The following is a 15,716-nucleotide window of genomic DNA, read 5'->3' as shown; positions in this document are numbered from 1 at the left end:
CAAATCGAGCGACACCCTCTCAACCCCCTCTCCCCTCCGGGGAGAGGGTCGGGGTGAGGGGCCGGGCGGAGCAGTGCGCTGATGATCGAGAAAGCCCAAAGGCTTCTCCTCTCTTCGTAGCAACGCCACCGCGAGCACCCGCCCCTCATCTGCCTGCCGGCATCTTCTCCCCGGAGGGGCGAAGAGTTGCTTCGATGGGCCTTATTTACTCACCTGCTTCAACCAAGCCTCATACGTCGGCCGCTCCACCGGCACCCCGTCCGCATTGCAGCTCCCCAGCTTGCACAACTCCTCCCGCAAGCGCGGCGCGTTCTGCACGATCACATGGAAGATCGCGTTCTGCTCGATCTCCCCATGGAATGCCGACGCGCCCGGGCCATTGGCAAAGATCGCCACGTCCTCGCCACCATGCGTCTCGCCCTTCAACGGCACGATCGACTCCTGCATGTAATCCGGCGCCGCCGTATCGACCTTGGTCAGATCCGGCCGCCCCTTCTTGGCCGGCGAGTACTCATTGGGGTTGTGCGGATAACGCTTCGGCCCTTCCGGCTGCTTGTCGGTAGCGCCGGTATAGCCCGGGCCATTGGCAAACCCTAAGGTGGTGTACGGCTTGCCGGTCGCATCGCGCGCCAGACCCGCGCCGCCTTCCTCGTCGTAGCTGTCGGTATGGCCCTGCACCAGGCCGAGGATGTCGTTGCCGCGCTTGGGGTAACCGGCGAAGGTCATCGTATGCGCGTGATCGGCGGTGACCACGATCAGCGTGTCCTTGGGATCGGTGTTAGCAAGCGCCGCCGCCACCGCATCGGCCATCGAAATGGTCTCGTCCAGCGCACGATAGGCATTGCCCGCATGCAGTGCATGGTCGATACGGCCGCCTTCGACCATCAGGAAGAAACCGTTCGGGTTCTGCTTGAGCACATCGATCGCCGCCGTGGTCATCTCAGCCAGGCTCGGCTCGCCGGCCTTGTCCTGCGGGCGCTCATGCTCGTAGTTCATATGCGAAGGCTCGAACAGGCCGAGCAGGCGCGGCGTCTTCGACAGATCCAGCCCCTTGAGCTGCTGCTCGTTCCACACGTAGGTGCCACCAGGATGCTTGGCCTTCCACTCGGCGATCAAGTCGCGGCCATCGAGGCGCTGCCCCACCTTGTTGACGTACTCCGGATCGGTCTCGCCCGCCGGCATGAACTCGGTGCGGCCGCCGCCCATCGCCACGGTAAGCCCGTCGATGGCGGGAAAATCGACCAGCTGCGCCGCGAAATCCTTGCACCCCTGCGCCTTCGCCTGCGCGCTGAGCTCGGCATCCACTTCCCAGTTGCGCTCCGGCAGATGGCCATACGTGGCCGCCGGCGTGGCGTGGGTGATGCGCGTGGTGGTCACCGCACCGGTACTCATGCCCGCGGCCGCGGCCAGCTCCAGCGTCGTCACCAGTTCCTGGCCCTTGCTGGCCGCGCAATCCTGCCTACGCGGCACCTGCGAAATGCCGATATAGCCGGCGCGCGTCTTCACGCCGGTCATGATCGCGGTCATGGTGCCGGCGGAATCCGGCGTCTGCTGATCGGTCTCGTAGGTGCGGCTGAACGCGCTGAACGGGAACTGCTCGAAGCTCAGCTTGTAGCTTTCGCCATCGACGCCCTTGCGCTGACCGGCGCGCACGTGCGCGGCGGCGATGGTGGGGATGCTCATGCCGTCGCCGAGAAACACGATGACGTTCTTGGCGCGCTGTCCTTGAACGCTGGCCTGGGCGGAGACTTTGGCCGCTTGCGCGGCGCCGTTGCGGAACCACCATTGCGGGGTTTCGCCTTCGGGGCGCTTGATCTGCGGGACGTCAATCGCTGCCGCGGTGTTCTGCTTGGCTGGCGCCATGGGCTGGCTGGCGCAGGCGGTGATCAGCGCGCTGAGGGAGAGTGTCAGCGCGCGTTGCGCTAGCTTGGACGAATGGGTCATGGGTGATCTCTCGTCGGTGGGGCGGGTGCGGCAAGCCGCGGATGATAGCTCACGGGTGTGGGCTGTGATTCCGCCTTGCTCGTCATCCCGGCGTAGGCCGGGATCCAGTTTCTGTATCGCTCGGTTGTCGTGGTGCTGCGATTTGGCCGCTTATGCAGCGGGCATTTCGGACGCCTGCCGGCGCCCGAGTCACTTTTTCTTTGCTGGCCCAAAGAAAAAGTAACCCAAAAGAAATGGCCTTAGAGCCAAGGCTCGCGACGCGACTAGAAGGAGCGGTGGACGGCTGCGGTAACCGGATTAACCTGGGTCTACACGAAACGACGGTGCGTTTGCGTGGCGGGTGCTTCAACGTGCCGTTGCGAAGAGGATGTTCAAGGAACGAGGCTAGCTTTGGCTCTTCGTTCCTGTTTGCGACGCCACATCACTTCTCCCTCTCCCCTCCGGGGAGAGGGTCGGGGTGAGGGTTCGGGCGGAGCGCGGCGGTGGATATCACCTCAATCTGATCTGAAAGGCTTCGCCGATTTTTTTAGCACGCGTAGGTTGGGGTGAGCATAGCGAACCCCAACGTGGCAAGGCGCATGAAGGTGCGAGTGTTGGGGTTCGCCTACGGCTCACCCCAACCTACGCCGTACGCAACGAACAGAGCTAAGCCCAAACGCCGGCCTCGCTCCTTGAACATCCTCTTCGCCACGGCACGTTGAAGAACCCGCTACGTAAACGCACTGTGGTTTCGTGTAGACCCAGGTTAATCAGGCTACCGCAGCCGCCCACCGCTCCTTCTAGTCGCGTCGCGAGCCTTTGACTTGAGGCCATTTCTCTTTGGTTACTTTCTCTTTGGGCCAGCAAAGAGAAAGTGACCCGGGCGCCGGCAGGCGTCCGGAATGCCCGCTGCATAAGCGGCCCAATCGCGACCACGCAAAAAAAGCGCACTACAGCTTGAGGTAAACCCGCCGGCGATCCATCGCCCAAACAATGGCCCACCACACGGCAACAAACGCCACCGCATAAGCAAACGAAGCGACATATGCCCCCGCCACCGGCGTAATCCACCCACCGAACACCGTTCGATACAACGGATCCTGTATCCCCAAACCAGGCAGAAGGATCTGCATGAACTCCGAGCCGGCGTAGGCGGCCACCGCGTTAACGCCAAACCGCCGCCCCCACGCCGGCCACCCACGCAAATCCACCAACAGGTGGAACACCAACAAAGCCAACGTGGCCCACCCAGCCGTCCACAACACAAACGACGGCGTCCACAGATTCTTATTGAGCGGCTGCAACAGCCCCCACATCGCGCCAAGCAACACATAGACAGTGCCACTCAACAGCAACGCACGGCGATCATTGCCGCGCAACCCATGCCCCGCACGCAACCCCAGCAGCGCCGTCGCGATAGAAGGCAGCGTGCCGAGCAACCCCTCCGGGTCATGCCCCAACCCCGTGGCAGGGAAATAGCGATACGCGTAATGGCCGAAGATCGCCGTATCGGTACGGCTCAAGACATTGTGGAACGGCTCCAGCGTGCCGCCGAGCACCAGTAACGCCGCGTAGCCGATCAGCAACAGCGCAATGGCACCCCACTGCGCCCGCGCATTCGCATAAAGCTGGAACGCGGCCACCGCGCCAAAACAGATGCCGATCCGCTGCAGCACGCCGGGAATGCGCATATGCGCATCCGGCAGGATCAGTGCCGCCGCCACATTGATCAGCAGCCCGAGGCCGACGATGCGCAGCGCACGCACCATCGCCGCGCGCAACAGCACCCCGCGGTCCGCGCCCTGCTCCATCCGCGGCGCGATCGCCAATGCCACCGATACACCCACCACGAACAGAAAGAACGGAAACACCAGATCCGTCGGCGTGCAGCCATGCCACTGGGCGTGCTCCAACGGCCAATACACATGGCCCCAGTCGCCCGGATCGTTGACCAGCAGCATCGCCGCGACGGTGCAGCCGCGCAGGGCGTCGACCGAGGCGAGGCGAGGCTGGCTGGCGGGGGTCATGGCTGGGCGGTCGGGGTCAGGCTGGCGCGCTCGATGCCGTACAGCGGGCCGGTGATGGGGGCGGTGAAGACCAGGCAGAGGTCGTGTACGCCGCGCTGGTCGGGCAGTGCGGCGGCGAGCTGGAAGCGGCGTGGGCCGGACGGGTCGGGCAGCGGCATGCTGGCGAGTACTTCGCCGTCGCAGCGGTCCTTGTGCACCACCATTTCGCCGTGCGCGGTCCTGGCCGGACGCGACACCACCAGCTTGGCCTCGTGCGCGAGCTGGAAGTTGCGCTCCAGCCGCACCGCTTCCACCTGGATGCTGCGGATACCGTCGAGGCGCGCCTCGGGGTAGCGCTGGCAGGTATCGAAGATATTGATGCTGTAGGCCGGCGCCGTGCTGGTGGCATCCGGCAGCGGCTGCACGCGCAGGCGGAAATCGCTGCCCGGGCAGTTGCGCAGCTCGGCGTTCTCGCGGGTCAGCAGATGGGTGGCGTCGAGCACGCGCTCGCGTGGCGCGGCCAGCGGATGGCCGCTGGCATCCAGCGCAATGGCACGCACCGTGGTGGGCAGCTTCACCTCGAACGGCGCCTGGTAGCGCGGCGATTGCGCGGTGGGTTCGCTGCCGTCCACCGTGTAGTGCAGTTCGCCGAACTTCGTCTGGTTGCCCAGCGTCACGCTGGCCTTGCCGGCGGCGAGCGCGGCATTGCGGTCCACCTCGATCGACGGCGCGAACGCGCTGTCCGCATAGCCCACGTTCTGCGCGCGGTAACGCGCCAGCTGCGCGGGCAGGCGTGCAAGGAAGCCCGGCCAGTCGCGCGTGGCCACCGGCGACCACACCACTTCGGCCAGCGCGTCCAGGCGCGGGTAGATCGTGTGCTGCAGCAGCGCGTCGCTGGTGATGTATTCGGTCCACACATTGGCCTGGGCGCCGAGCACGTGGCGCGCCTGGGCGGCATCGAGTTCCTTCGGTACGGCTTCGAAGGCGTAGATGCTGGCCAGGTCCTGCACCGGCTCGCGGCCGGCGCTTTCGTCGGCGCGGTCGCTCTGCAGCTGGTTGAGGTACAAATCCGGCGACGGCGAGGACACCACGTCGTGGCCCTTCTGCGCCGCTTCGATCGCACCCTTGATGCCGCGCCACGACATCACCGTGGCATCGGCCGGCACGCCGCCTTCCAGGATCTCGTCCCAGCCGATCAGGCGGCGCCCATGCGCTTTCAGGTAGGTGCCCATGCGCGCGATGAACCAGCCCTGCAGCGCGTCCTCGTTCTTCAGGCCCAGCGCATGCATCTTCGCCTGCACCGCGGGCGAGACCTGCCACTGGTCCTTCACCGCCTCGTCGCCGCCCACGTGGATATAGCGCGAGGGGAACAGCGCCATCACTTCGTCCAGCACGTGCTGCATGAACACGAAGGTGGCGTCGTCCACGTTGTACAGATAGGTGTGCACGCCCCAGTCCACCGACACCGGCGGACGCTTGCCAGTCACGCCCAGCTCCGGATACGACGCCACGGCGGCCTGCGCATGGCCGGGCATGTCCAGCTCCGGCACGATGGTGATGTGGCGCGCGGCCGCATAGGCCACCACGGCGCGGATCTCGTCCTGCGTATAGAAGCCGCCATAGCGCTGCGGCTCGCCGTTGCTGCCGGCATCCGGCGGCGTGCGCCAGGCGCCGATGCGGGTCAGGTCCGGATAGCGCTTGATCTCGATGCGCCAGCCCTGGTCGTCGGTGAGATGCCAGTGCAGCACGTTGAGCTTGTGCAGCGCCATCTGGTCGATCAGCGCCTGGACCTCGGCGACGCTCTGGAAATGCCGCGCCGAATCCAGCATCAGGCCGCGCCAGGCGAAGCGCGGCGCATCTTCGATATGCACGAAGGGCGCGGCGGCCTTGGCCTCGCCCTGGGTAAGCAGCTGCCACAGCGTCACCGCGCCGTGGAACAGGCCGTCGCCGTCGCGCGCCACGATGCGCGCGCCATGCGCGTCGACGTCGAGGATGTAGCCCTCGGCCGGCGTGGATGCCTTGGCATCGTGGCTCAGCACGATGGCGGGCGCGTTGCCTGCCTTGTCGACGATGCGCAGCTCCACGCCGCGGCTGCGCTTGATCTGCCCGGCCAGCCAGCCGGCGGTGCGGCGGCTTTCGGCATCGGCGGCGACCAGCACGGTATGGGCGTCGACGGTAAAACTGCCAACGGCGCGCGTGAGCTTCGCCGGCAGCGGAATCAGCGATAGCGGCACGTCGGAGCGTTGCTCCGCGGCGAGCGTAAAAGACGGAAGGATGGCCAGTGCGGCCAGCATCAGGGTCCGGCCAAGGCGTGGTGCAAAAGTCACTGGCTGCGTTCCTCGTAGCTCAAGTCTGGCGTAGGTTGGGGTGAGCGCAGCGAACCCCAACGAAGGCACGTGTCCAGACGTCCGTTGGGGTTCGCTGCGCTCACCCCAACCTACAACTTTTCGGGGCTCCTCCCAAAGAAGGGCCCGGACATGCCGGGCCCAATGGGGAGGTTGTTGCTCAAGTCTGCCACCGAAGCGGACGTCGCTCGACCAGGCGGTGGCACCGCCCCGGCGCGGCCGCGTGCGGCATGAGGGGAAAGGCCAACCCTGGCCGGTCTCATGCGCCCGCGGCGCGCCGCCCCGCAAGGGCGGCTGTTCCTCGTCGAGCCATCCCCTGCGCTTCCGATGAAGGAAGCGCAGGGGCACAGAGCACGATCAGAAGTTCACGTGCGCGGCCAGCATGTAGCGGCGGCCGGTCGTGTACTTGTTCAGTGGCATCGACTCGCTCTGCAGGTACTGCACGTACTTGGAGTTGAGCAGGTTCATGCCGTCCAGGGTGAACGAGATGTTGTCGTTGAGCTTGTAGCCGATGGTCGCGCCCAGGTCCTTGTAGGAACCGGTCGTGGCCGGCGGCGCACCGGCGATGTAGCCGCCGGCGAGGTAGGAGCTGCGCCAGTTGTAGGTCAGGCGGGCGCTGTACGGACCCTTCTCGTAGTACGGGCTCAGCGAGTACGAGTTCTTCGAGCTGTACGGCAGGGCGCCGCCGGAGTCGAGCGTGGCATCGGCATAGGTGTAGTTGGCCACCACGCCGAAGCCGGTATCGGCGAACGGCTGCTGGTAGGACAGGCTCACGCCCTTCACCTTGCCGCCGCCGACGTTGCGCGGACGGCTGATGTCGTAGCCGCAGAAGCCATTGGCCGTGCACTGGCCGTTGGCGACGAGGCGGGCGAAGGTGGTCGGGTCGTTGTCGTGCGCCGAGTTGTAGTGCTGCTCGATGGCCGAATCGACAAAGATGTAATTGTCGATCTTCTTGTAGAAGCCGGTCAGCGCCAGCACCGACTGCGGCGCGAAGTACCACTCCGCCGAGGCCGAGAAGTTGCTCGACTTGTACGGGTCGAGCTTGGAGTTGCCGCCCGAACCGGTCAGCACCGAGTCGTTGAGGAACAGGTTGTTCACCTGCATGTTGTACGGCGCGCGGGAGATGACCTTGGCCGCCGCGAAGCGCAGCACCACGGACTCGGTCAGGTCGTACGACACGTTCAGCGAGGGCAGCCAGTTGTTGTGCGTGGTGGAGGTGGTCTGCCACCAGCCGGCCGGGGCCGGGTACACCGGCACGCCGCTGTAGTTGAAGCCGCTGGCGTCGTCCACGGTGTGCACGTAGCGCACGCCCACGTTGCCGCGGAACGGGCCCGAGCCGAAGTCCGCCTGCAGATAGGCGGCCGTGGTCTTCTCCACGATCTTCCAGGTGCCGTTGAGATACGAGCCCGGATCGTCATTGCCGCCGTTGGTGCTGCGCACCCAGTTCCACTCCGCGTCGCGGTCGGGCTGGATGTGGCTGGCCGCGTCCGGCAGCATGCCGGAGAAGCCGCCGAGCGTGTCGGTGTAGCCGGACGTGCCGAGGTTGGCCAGCGAGATCGGGCCGTTCGGACCGTAGACGTGCTGCTCCATGCTTTCTTCGTGGCGGTTGTAGCGCGCGCCCACCAGCACGGTGTTGACGAAGCTGTCGAAGTCCTTGGTGAAGTCGAGCTGGCCGTAGGTGTCCTTGGCGTTGGCATGGAACACGCCGTAGTTGCCCGGCCAGCCGCCCATCCCGGGGGTGTCGCCCATGTGCCAGTTGGCCGGATTGCGCGCCAGGGCGGGGCTGTCGAACTGGAAGCCGCGGTTGATATCCCAGCTGTAGCCGCCGCCGTACACCGGCTCCATGGCCACCTGCGACATGTCGTTGTTGTTGGCCTTGCTGTAGCCGACGGCGCCGCCGAGGGTCCAGCCGTCGCCGCGGTAGTTGCTCTTCAGGTCGAACGCGGTGGTGCGCACCACCGAGTGGCGGATGTTGCTGTCGAAGGTGCCCTGGGCGATGTCGCCGCAGGTCGGGTCGTCGAGCTTGCCGCACACGTGGCCGCCGGTGACGATGCCGTTGGCGCCCTGGGTGAAGCTGGTGATCTGGCCGGGCGTGGCATGCGTGAACGGATACAGCGACTGGTTCCAGTTGTTGAAGTTCTCGCGGATGTACAGGCTGTTGAAATCCACGTCCCAGTTGCTGGTCGGACGCAGCTGGAAGCCCAGCGTGACGGTGTCGCGCTTGCGCTCCTGCTGGAAGAACGCCGAGTTGATCTCGTCCGGCACCTTGGCATTGGGATTGAGCGAGCCGTTGGCGATGCCGGCGGCCACGGCCGGGCTGCTGGCGTAGTCGGACACCGGGTGGTAGCCGAAGATCTCGATGCCCTGGCGGTCGATCTTTTCCTCGAAGTGCTGCGCCGAGGCGATCACGCCGAAGGTCTTGGCGTCGTTATGCCAGCTGTACAGCAGCGAGCCGGACGGACGATGGTTCTCCGCCTGGTCGTTGTAGTTCAGGCTGAAGGAGCCGCGCCAGGTGTTCGGCGCCAGGTCCAGCGGCTGCAGCGTGTGCAGCAGCACGGTGCCGCCCAGGCTGCCTTCGGTCAGGCGCGCTTCCGGGCTCTTGTACACCTCCAGGCGGCCGACGATTTCCGGCGCCAGCATGGTGAAGTCGAAGCCGCGGTTCGGCTGCGCACCGTACTGCCACGGCGTCTGCGAAATCGGCTGGCCGTTGAGGAAGGTGAGGTTGAGGCTGGGGTCGGTGCCGTCGATGCTGACACGGTCGCCCTGGCCGAACTGGCGGTCGATGGTGACGCCGGGAATCAGCGCCATGGCTTCGGCCACGTTGGTGTTGGGGAACTTGCCGATGTCTTCGGCGGTGACCGCTTCGACGATGGCGTCGGCATTGCGCTTGGTGTCCAGCGACTGCTGCAGGCTGGCGCGGATGCCGGTGACGGTGACGCCCTGCAGGTCGACGGCCTTCTTCTGGTCGGCCTGCGACTGGCTGCTCTGACCCTGTGCGTTCGGGTTGGGCGTGGTCTGGCTCTGCGTCGTGGCGTCCTGAGCATGGATCGCGCCGGCCATACACAGGCTGGCGATGATGCTCGCGGCGAGCATAGTTCTACGGTGCGACATGTAAACCTCCCTCAAGGCTTATGTGTTCCAAACGAGCGAACGGCCTCGCGTGGTGTGACTGGCTGGGCCGAGGCCCCCGGATACGTCGTTGCGTTACAACTCTGGTGAGTTCATTGCCTGGTTGCCTCCCCGGCCGGCGCATGACCGTCCAGGTACATGCCAGCCGCGCCGATGACGCCGAGCTGGCCGTGTTCCATCAGGCGCACGGGCACTTGCTGCAAGAAGGCCCGCATCACGCCCTTGTTGAAGAAGCGCTCGCGGAACGTGCTGGCCAGCAGCACTTCGCGGATCTGCGGCAGGATGCCGCCAGCGAGAAACACGCCGCCGCGCGCGCCGTAGAGCAGGGTGAGATCGCCGACGAAGCTGCCGAGCAGGCCGCAGAACACCTCCAGCGCTTCCACCGCCGCCGCATCGCTGCGTTCCAGCGCGGCGCGGGTGATGTCGCTGGGCTTGGCCAGCACCGGCGTTTCGGCGCGCAGCACGCACAGCGCGCGGTAGAGATTGAGCAGGCCGGGGCCGGACAGCGCGTGTTCGAACGACACGTACGGACGCTCGCCCGACAGCACGCGCAGGATCTCGATCTCGCGCTCGTTGCCCGGCGACAGGGCGATCTGCCCAGCTTCGGTCGGCAGCACTGTGGCGTGCGGCTTGCCCGGCAGCAGCACCGCCGAACCCAGGCCGGTGCCCGGCCCCATCACCAGCACGGGGCCGGCGCCGCCCGGCGTCTGCGCCTCGATCACCGGCGTGGTGTCGGCCTGCACCAGGAACTGGGTGGCGTAGGCCACCGCTTCGAAATCGTTGACCACCGCCAGCTGCTGGATGCCTAGGCTGTCGCGGATGTCGCGGATGGACACCGGCCAGGGCAGGTTGTCATTGACGATGGCATCGCCCAGCACGTAGCCGGCGCTGGCCACGGCGCACTGGTCCACGTGCACGGTGGCGCCCAGCTGGCTGACGAAATCCTTGAGCACGGCGGTGAGGCTGGGCCATTCGGCGCAGGCGTAGCGGTGGTACTGCAGCACGGTGACCGGCCGCGCGCCGTCCGGGCGCTGGCTGACCAGCCCGATCCGCGCATGGGTGCCGCCGACATCCGCCGCCAGGAAAAGCGTGCCCTGCGAGGCACCCTTCAGCCCGACGCCCTGGTTGGCCAGTTCCGCCACAAGCCCCTCCCCGTTTCACGATCGACGCGGTCATGCCGACGTCATGCTGTTGTCACAGCCCCCGATGGAGGCGGAATATGGGAGCGCGATGACAACGTTGTCAACAGGTCGAATTTCCTAGACCCGCAAAGACGTTTCCGCGACGCAGCAAACACTTCGCCATAACGCAGGTGACGGCCGTGCCAAAAGCCCGCCAATCCGCATGGCTGCGCCACTTAGCACGGTTTTTGCGGGGTCCGGAACGGCCATGCCGCGGCGCGCCATGGCCGGGCGGACAGGGGGATGACCCGGGTTGCCCCGGACTGGCCGGCCGGGAACGCCGATTGACAACGTTGCTAGTTAGCGCCGATAAAACGACGGGAGGCGACGCGGCCCGCGGGCCTTCGTCGGCATCGGCACATTCGGGGAGTCAATACATGTCGTCCACAACGCTAGCTACCGGCGATACGCACGCCCGGGCCTCCGGCCTGGTGCCGATGCTGATCATCGGCCTGCTGTTCTTCATCTTCGGCTTCGTCACCTGGCTCAACGGGCCGCTGATCACCTTCGTCAAGCTGGCGTTTTCCCTGGACGACGTGAACGCCTTCCTGGTGCCGATGGTGTTCTATTGCTCGTACTTCTTCCTCGCCCTGCCCTCGTCCGCGGTGCTCAAGCGCACCGGCATGAAGAAGGGCATGGCGCTGGGCCTGTTCGTGATGGCCATCGGCGCGGTGCTGTTCGGCCAGTTCGTGTCGATGCGCGTCTACGGCGGCGCGCTGTCCGGCCTGTTCGTGATCGGCGCGGGCCTGGCCCTGCTGCAGACGGCGTCCAATCCGTACATCAGCATCCTGGGCCCGATCGACAGCGCCGCGCAGCGCATCGCCTTCATGGGCATCTGCAACAAGATCGCCGGCGCGCTGGCGCCGTTCGTGTTCGGCTGGCTGGTGCTGAGCGGCATCGACACCTTCGACCAGCAGGTCAAGGCCGCGCCTACGCCGGAAGCGCGCGAAGCGCTGCTCACTACCTTCGCCGCCAAGGTGCACATGCCCTACCTGGCGATGGCCGGCCTGCTGGTGGTGCTGGCGGTGTGGGTGCTGCGCTCGCCGCTGCCGGAGATCAAGCCGTCGGGCGCCAACAGCGAGACCGAGATCGGCCACGCCAAGGGCAACCTGCTGAGCTTCCCGCACCTGTGGCTGGGCGTGCTGTGCCTGTTCCTCTACGTGGGCGTGGAAGTGATGGCCGGCGACGCCATCGGCACCTACGGCCAGGGCCTTGGCCTGCCGCTGGATGCCACCAAGCATTTCACCTCGTACACGCTGATCGCCATGCTGGGCGGCTACCTGGCCGGCCTGCTGCTGATCCCGAAGATCATTTCGCAGCAGAGCTACCTGGCCGTATCGGCCGTGCTCGGCGCGATCTTCACCATCGGCGCCTGGCTCACCACCGGCTATACCTCGGTGGGCTTCGTGGCCGCGCTGGGCTTTGCCAACGCCATGATGTGGCCGGCGATCTTCCCGTTGGCGATCAAGGGCCTTGGCCGCTGGACCGAGGCCGGCTCGGCGCTGCTGATCATGGCGATCGTCGGCGGCGCGCTGGTGCCGCAGGCCTTCGTGCACCTGAAGCAGCATTACGACTTCCAGCTGGTCTTCATGCTGCTGATGGTGCCCTGCTACCTGTACATCCTGTTCTACGGACTGCGCGGGCACCGCGTGGGCCAGCACGCGCCGTGAGGTAGTCAGGCGGGGCCGTTTGTCACGGTCCCGCCATCCTCACTGCAACTTGCTGGGCTACGATGCCCGTCCTGTTTCCCCCGGAGTTTCCCGCGTTGCGCAACCCCACCATCAAGGACGTCGCCAAATCGTCCGGCGTCTCGCTGAAAACGGTCTCCCGCGTGATCAACCGCGAGGCTTCGGTGCGTGCCGACACGCGCGAAAAGGTGGAGCGAACGATCCAGGCGCTCGGCTACCAGCCCAATCCTTCCGCGCGCGGCCTGCGCAGCACGCATGCGTATGCGATCGGCCTGGTCTACGACAACCCCAACGCGCACTACGTGATCAGCATGCAGGAAGGCGTGCTGTCGGCCTGCCGCGAGCGCGGCTTCGGCCTGCAGATCCACCCCTGCGATTCCTCTTCGCCCAGCCTGGAACAGGAACTGTGCGCCCTGGTGGAACGCAACCGCCTGGCCGGCCTGGTGCTGGCGCCGCCGATGTCCGAGCAGCATGAGCTGGTGACGGCGCTGTCGGCGCAGGGCATCGACTTCGTGCGCATCATTTCCTCGCGCGACGACCCGCACGACGGCTCGCCCTGCGTCTACGTGGACGACCGCAGCGCGGCCTATGCGATCACCGAGCATCTGATCCAGCTCGGCCACAAGCGCATCGGCTTCCTGTGGGGCGAGCCGCATCACCGTTCCAGCCCCGAGCGCTACCAGGGCTATGCCGACGCGCTGAAGGACTACGGCGTGGTGCAGGACCCGAAACTGGTGCTGCCCGGCCGCTACGCGTTCGACGACGGCTTCCGCGGCGCGCGCAACCTGCTGGCGCTGGACGATCCGCCCACCGCGATCTTCGGCAGCAACGACGAGATCGCCGCCGGCGTGCTCGCCGCGGCGCGCTCCAGCGGGCTGGACGTGCCGTGGGATCTGTCCATCGCCGGCTTCGAGGACAGCCCGTTCTCCAAGCAGGCCTGGCCGGCACTGACCACCGCGCGCCAGTCCACCCGCGAGATCGGCCGCCACGCCGCGCTGCACCTGATGGCCGACCTGCAGCGCGACAACGGCGACGCCTTCGCCGAGCCGCCGAACGAATGCTTCATCCCGGAGCTGGTGGTGCGCGGCTCGACCGCGCCGCCGAAGAACAACACTCCGAAGAACCCATCCAGGAATGCTCCGGCCAAGAGCGCTCCCGTCAAGAACACTTCCACCAAGAGCGGCACGCGCCCGACCCGCAAGGCCTGACGCCGCGCCGCTGCATGCATCACCGAGAACGCCATCCATGAAGCAAGCCAGCGACACCCTGATGTACCGCGAGGCCCACGAGTCCGCCGACGTGGTCGAGCGCCAGCTCGCCGCCAATGCCGGCGTGCTCAAGGCCCTGGGCGAACGCCTGCGCGCCGAGCCGCCGCGGTTCATCGTCACCTGCGCGCGCGGCAGCTCCGATCATGCGGCGGCGTATGCCAAGTACGTGTTCGAAACGCGGCTGGGCCTGATCACCGCCTCGGCCTCGCCGTCCGTGGCGTCGATCTACGACGCCGACCTGAAACTGGATGGCGCGCTGTTCCTGGCCATCTCGCAGTCCGGCAAGAGCCCCGACCTGCTGCGCAGCGCGCAGGCGGCGAAGGATGCCGGCGCCCTGGTGGTGGCGATGGTGAACGTGGAGGATTCCCCCCTGGCCGCGCTGGCCGACACGGTGATCCCGCTGCGCGCCGGCCCCGAAGTGAGCGTGGCGGCGACCAAGAGCTATCTGGCCACGCTGGCGGCGATCCTGCAGCTGACCGCGCACTGGGGCAACGACGACACCTTGCACGCCGACGTGGCGCGCCTGCCGGCCGACCTGCGGCGCGGCTGGGACGCCGACTGGAGCCCGCTGGTCGAGGGCCTGCGCGAGGCGCGCAACCTGTTCGTGGTCGGCCGCGGCTACGGCTTCGGCGCGGCGCTGGAAGCGGCACTCAAGCTCAAGGAAACCTGCGGCCTGCACGCCGAGGCGTTCAGCGCGGCCGAAGTGAAGCATGGCCCGATGGCGATCGTCGGCGCGGGTTTCCCCGTGCTGTTCTTCGCCCAGGGCGACGACACCCTGGACAGCACCCTGGCCGTGGCTGAGGAATTCCGCGCGCGCGGCGCGCGCGTGCTGGTGGCCAAGCCCGGCGCCAGCGGCCCGGACGCGCTGGCGCTGCCGGCCGGCATGGATTCGATCGTCACCCCGCTGCTGGCCGTGCAGAGCTTCTATCGCGCGGCGAGCGAACTGGCGCTGGCGCGCGGCTTCGATCCGGATGTGCCGCCGCATCTGCGCAAGGTGACGGAGACAGTGTGATGAGCGCAGCGCAACCGCTTACCGCCCTGGTCAATGGCCGCGTGCTCGGCGAACACGGCACGCGCAGCGATCTCGCCGTGCTGCTGCGCGGCGGCCGCATCGAGGCGCTGGTACCGGCGGGCGATGCTCCGCTTAGCTACGCCGAACGCCACGATCTGCAGGGCCGCTTGCTGCTGCCCGGCTTTATCGACGTGCAGGTCAACGGCGGCGGCGGGCTGCTGTTCAACGCCGCGCCCACCGTCGAAACATTGCGCGGCATCGCCGCCGCGCACCGCCGGTTCGGCACCACCGGCATGCTGCCGACCCTGATCACCGACACCGCCGACGTGATGCACGCGGCGCTGGAAGCCGTGGACGCCGCCATCGCCGAAGGCGTGCCGGGCATTCTCGGCATCCATCTGGAAGGCCCGTTCCTGGCGCCGGCGCGCAAGGGCATCCACGACGCCAACCTGTTCCGCCTGCCCGATGCCGCCGATATCGCCGATATCGCGCGCCGGCACCGCGGCGTGGTGATGATGACCCTGGCGCCCGAACGCGTGCCGCTGGAAACCATCCGCCAGCTCAGCGCCGCCGGCGTGATCGTGGTGGCCGGCCATACCGCCGCCGACTACGCCACCACGCGCGCCGCACTCGATGCCGGCGTCAGCGGCTTCACCCATCTGTACAACGCGATGACCCCGCTGAGCAGCCGCGAACCCGGCGTGGTCGGCGCGGCGCTGGACGATCCGCACAGCTGGTGCGGCCTGATCGTGGACCTGCACCACGTGCATCCGGCCAGCCTGCGCGTGGCCATCGCGGCCAAGGCGCGCGGCAAGAGCGTGCTGGTCACCGACGCCATGCCGCCGGTGGGCGCGGACGATCCCACCTACGTGCTCAACGGCCAGACCATCGTGGCCCGCGACGGCATCTGCCAGAGCGCCGACGGTGTGCTGGCCGGCTCGGCGCTGGACATGGCCACCGGCGTGCGCCACCTGGTCGACGCCGTGGGCCTGCCGCTGGCGGAAGCCTCGCGCATGGCCAGCGCGTATCCAGCCGCTTGGCTGGGGCTGGAGCGCGAGCTGGGCCGCATCGTGGCCGGGCAGCGCGCGGACTTCGCCGTGCTGGACGACGGCCTGGTGGTACAGGAAACCTGGATCGGCGGCGTGCGCTACGCCGCCTGATCGC

Annotated in this window: 9 protein-coding genes; 4 read left to right on the top strand and 5 right to left on the bottom strand. The window is 67.1% G+C overall.

The window, feature by feature from the left end; translation table 11 throughout:
• Positions 1 to 201: 201 nt before the first annotated feature.
• The 5 genes from KK141_RS13315 to glk all read right to left on the bottom strand — a co-directional run bounded on the left by KK141_RS13315 (position 202) and on the right by glk (position 10,536).
• Complete coding sequence (locus KK141_RS13315) at positions 202 to 1,944, bottom strand: alkaline phosphatase (RefSeq protein WP_214570047.1); 1,743 nt, start codon at positions 1,942 to 1,944, stop codon at positions 202 to 204.
• 929 nt (positions 1,945 to 2,873) lie between these two features.
• Positions 2,874 to 3,950 carry a heparan-alpha-glucosaminide N-acetyltransferase domain-containing protein gene (locus KK141_RS13310; protein WP_214570048.1) on the bottom strand — a complete coding sequence of 359 codons (1,077 nt, stop codon included), beginning with the start codon at positions 3,948 to 3,950 and terminating at the stop codon, positions 2,874 to 2,876.
• Positions 3,947 to 6,163: a family 20 glycosylhydrolase gene (locus tag KK141_RS13305; RefSeq protein WP_345777830.1), complete on the bottom strand. Its 2,217-nt coding sequence runs from the start codon at positions 6,161 to 6,163 to the stop codon at positions 3,947 to 3,949. Before KK141_RS13305 ends, KK141_RS13310 begins: the two co-directional genes overlap by 4 nt.
• Before the next feature lie 468 nt (positions 6,164 to 6,631).
• Positions 6,632 to 9,385 carry a TonB-dependent receptor gene (locus KK141_RS13300; protein ID WP_214570049.1) on the bottom strand — a complete coding sequence of 918 codons (2,754 nt, stop codon included), beginning with the start codon at positions 9,383 to 9,385 and terminating at the stop codon, positions 6,632 to 6,634.
• A gap of 110 nt (positions 9,386 to 9,495) precedes the next feature.
• Positions 9,496 to 10,536 (bottom strand): glucokinase, encoded by a 1,041-nt coding sequence (gene glk / locus KK141_RS13295; protein ID WP_214570134.1) that lies wholly within the window; start codon positions 10,534 to 10,536, stop codon positions 9,496 to 9,498.
• A gap of 425 nt (positions 10,537 to 10,961) precedes the next feature.
• Here glk and KK141_RS13290 point away from each other — a divergent pair, with 425 nt between their 5' ends.
• The 4 genes from KK141_RS13290 (at position 10,962) to nagA (ending at position 15,712) form a co-directional block, all read left to right on the top strand.
• On the top strand, positions 10,962 to 12,254 hold the full coding sequence (locus KK141_RS13290; RefSeq protein WP_214570050.1) for a sugar MFS transporter: 1,293 nt from the start codon (positions 10,962 to 10,964) through the stop codon (positions 12,252 to 12,254).
• A 95-nt stretch (positions 12,255 to 12,349) separates the two neighbouring features.
• On the top strand, positions 12,350 to 13,480 hold the full coding sequence (locus KK141_RS13285) for a LacI family DNA-binding transcriptional regulator (RefSeq protein WP_214570051.1): 1,131 nt from the start codon (positions 12,350 to 12,352) through the stop codon (positions 13,478 to 13,480).
• 37 nt (positions 13,481 to 13,517) lie between these two features.
• Complete coding sequence (locus KK141_RS13280; RefSeq protein WP_214570052.1) at positions 13,518 to 14,552, top strand: SIS domain-containing protein; 1,035 nt, start codon at positions 13,518 to 13,520, stop codon at positions 14,550 to 14,552.
• Positions 14,552 to 15,712 carry an N-acetylglucosamine-6-phosphate deacetylase gene (gene nagA, locus KK141_RS13275; protein ID WP_214570053.1) on the top strand — a complete coding sequence of 387 codons (1,161 nt, stop codon included), beginning with the start codon at positions 14,552 to 14,554 and terminating at the stop codon, positions 15,710 to 15,712. Before KK141_RS13280 ends, nagA begins: the two co-directional genes overlap by 1 nt.
• Positions 15,713 to 15,716 lie beyond the last annotated feature (4 nt).

It is taken from the genome of Dyella sp. LX-66, from assembly GCF_018599165.1.
GTDB lineage: Bacteria > Pseudomonadota > Gammaproteobacteria > Xanthomonadales > Rhodanobacteraceae > Dyella_D > Dyella_D marensis.
The sequence above is the reverse complement of the archived record's forward strand: the minus strand, read 5'-3'. Positions and strand labels throughout refer to the sequence as shown.

Bases quoted from the DNA above. Each gene is read 5' to 3' on its own strand.
- nagA (WP_214570053.1), top strand. From the start codon at position 14,552: ATGAGCGCAGCGCAACCGCTTACCGCCCTGGTCAATGGCCGCGTGCTC.
- KK141_RS13310 (WP_214570048.1), bottom strand. From the start codon at position 3,950: ATGACCCCCGCCAGCCAGCCTCGCCTCGCCTCGGTCGACGCCCTGCGC.
- KK141_RS13290 (WP_214570050.1), top strand. From the start codon at position 10,962: ATGTCGTCCACAACGCTAGCTACCGGCGATACGCACGCCCGGGCCTCC.
- KK141_RS13300 (WP_214570049.1), bottom strand. From the start codon at position 9,385: ATGTCGCACCGTAGAACTATGCTCGCCGCGAGCATCATCGCCAGCCTG.
- KK141_RS13280 (WP_214570052.1), top strand. From the start codon at position 13,518: ATGAAGCAAGCCAGCGACACCCTGATGTACCGCGAGGCCCACGAGTCC.
- KK141_RS13315 (WP_214570047.1), bottom strand. From the start codon at position 1,944: ATGACCCATTCGTCCAAGCTAGCGCAACGCGCGCTGACACTCTCCCTC.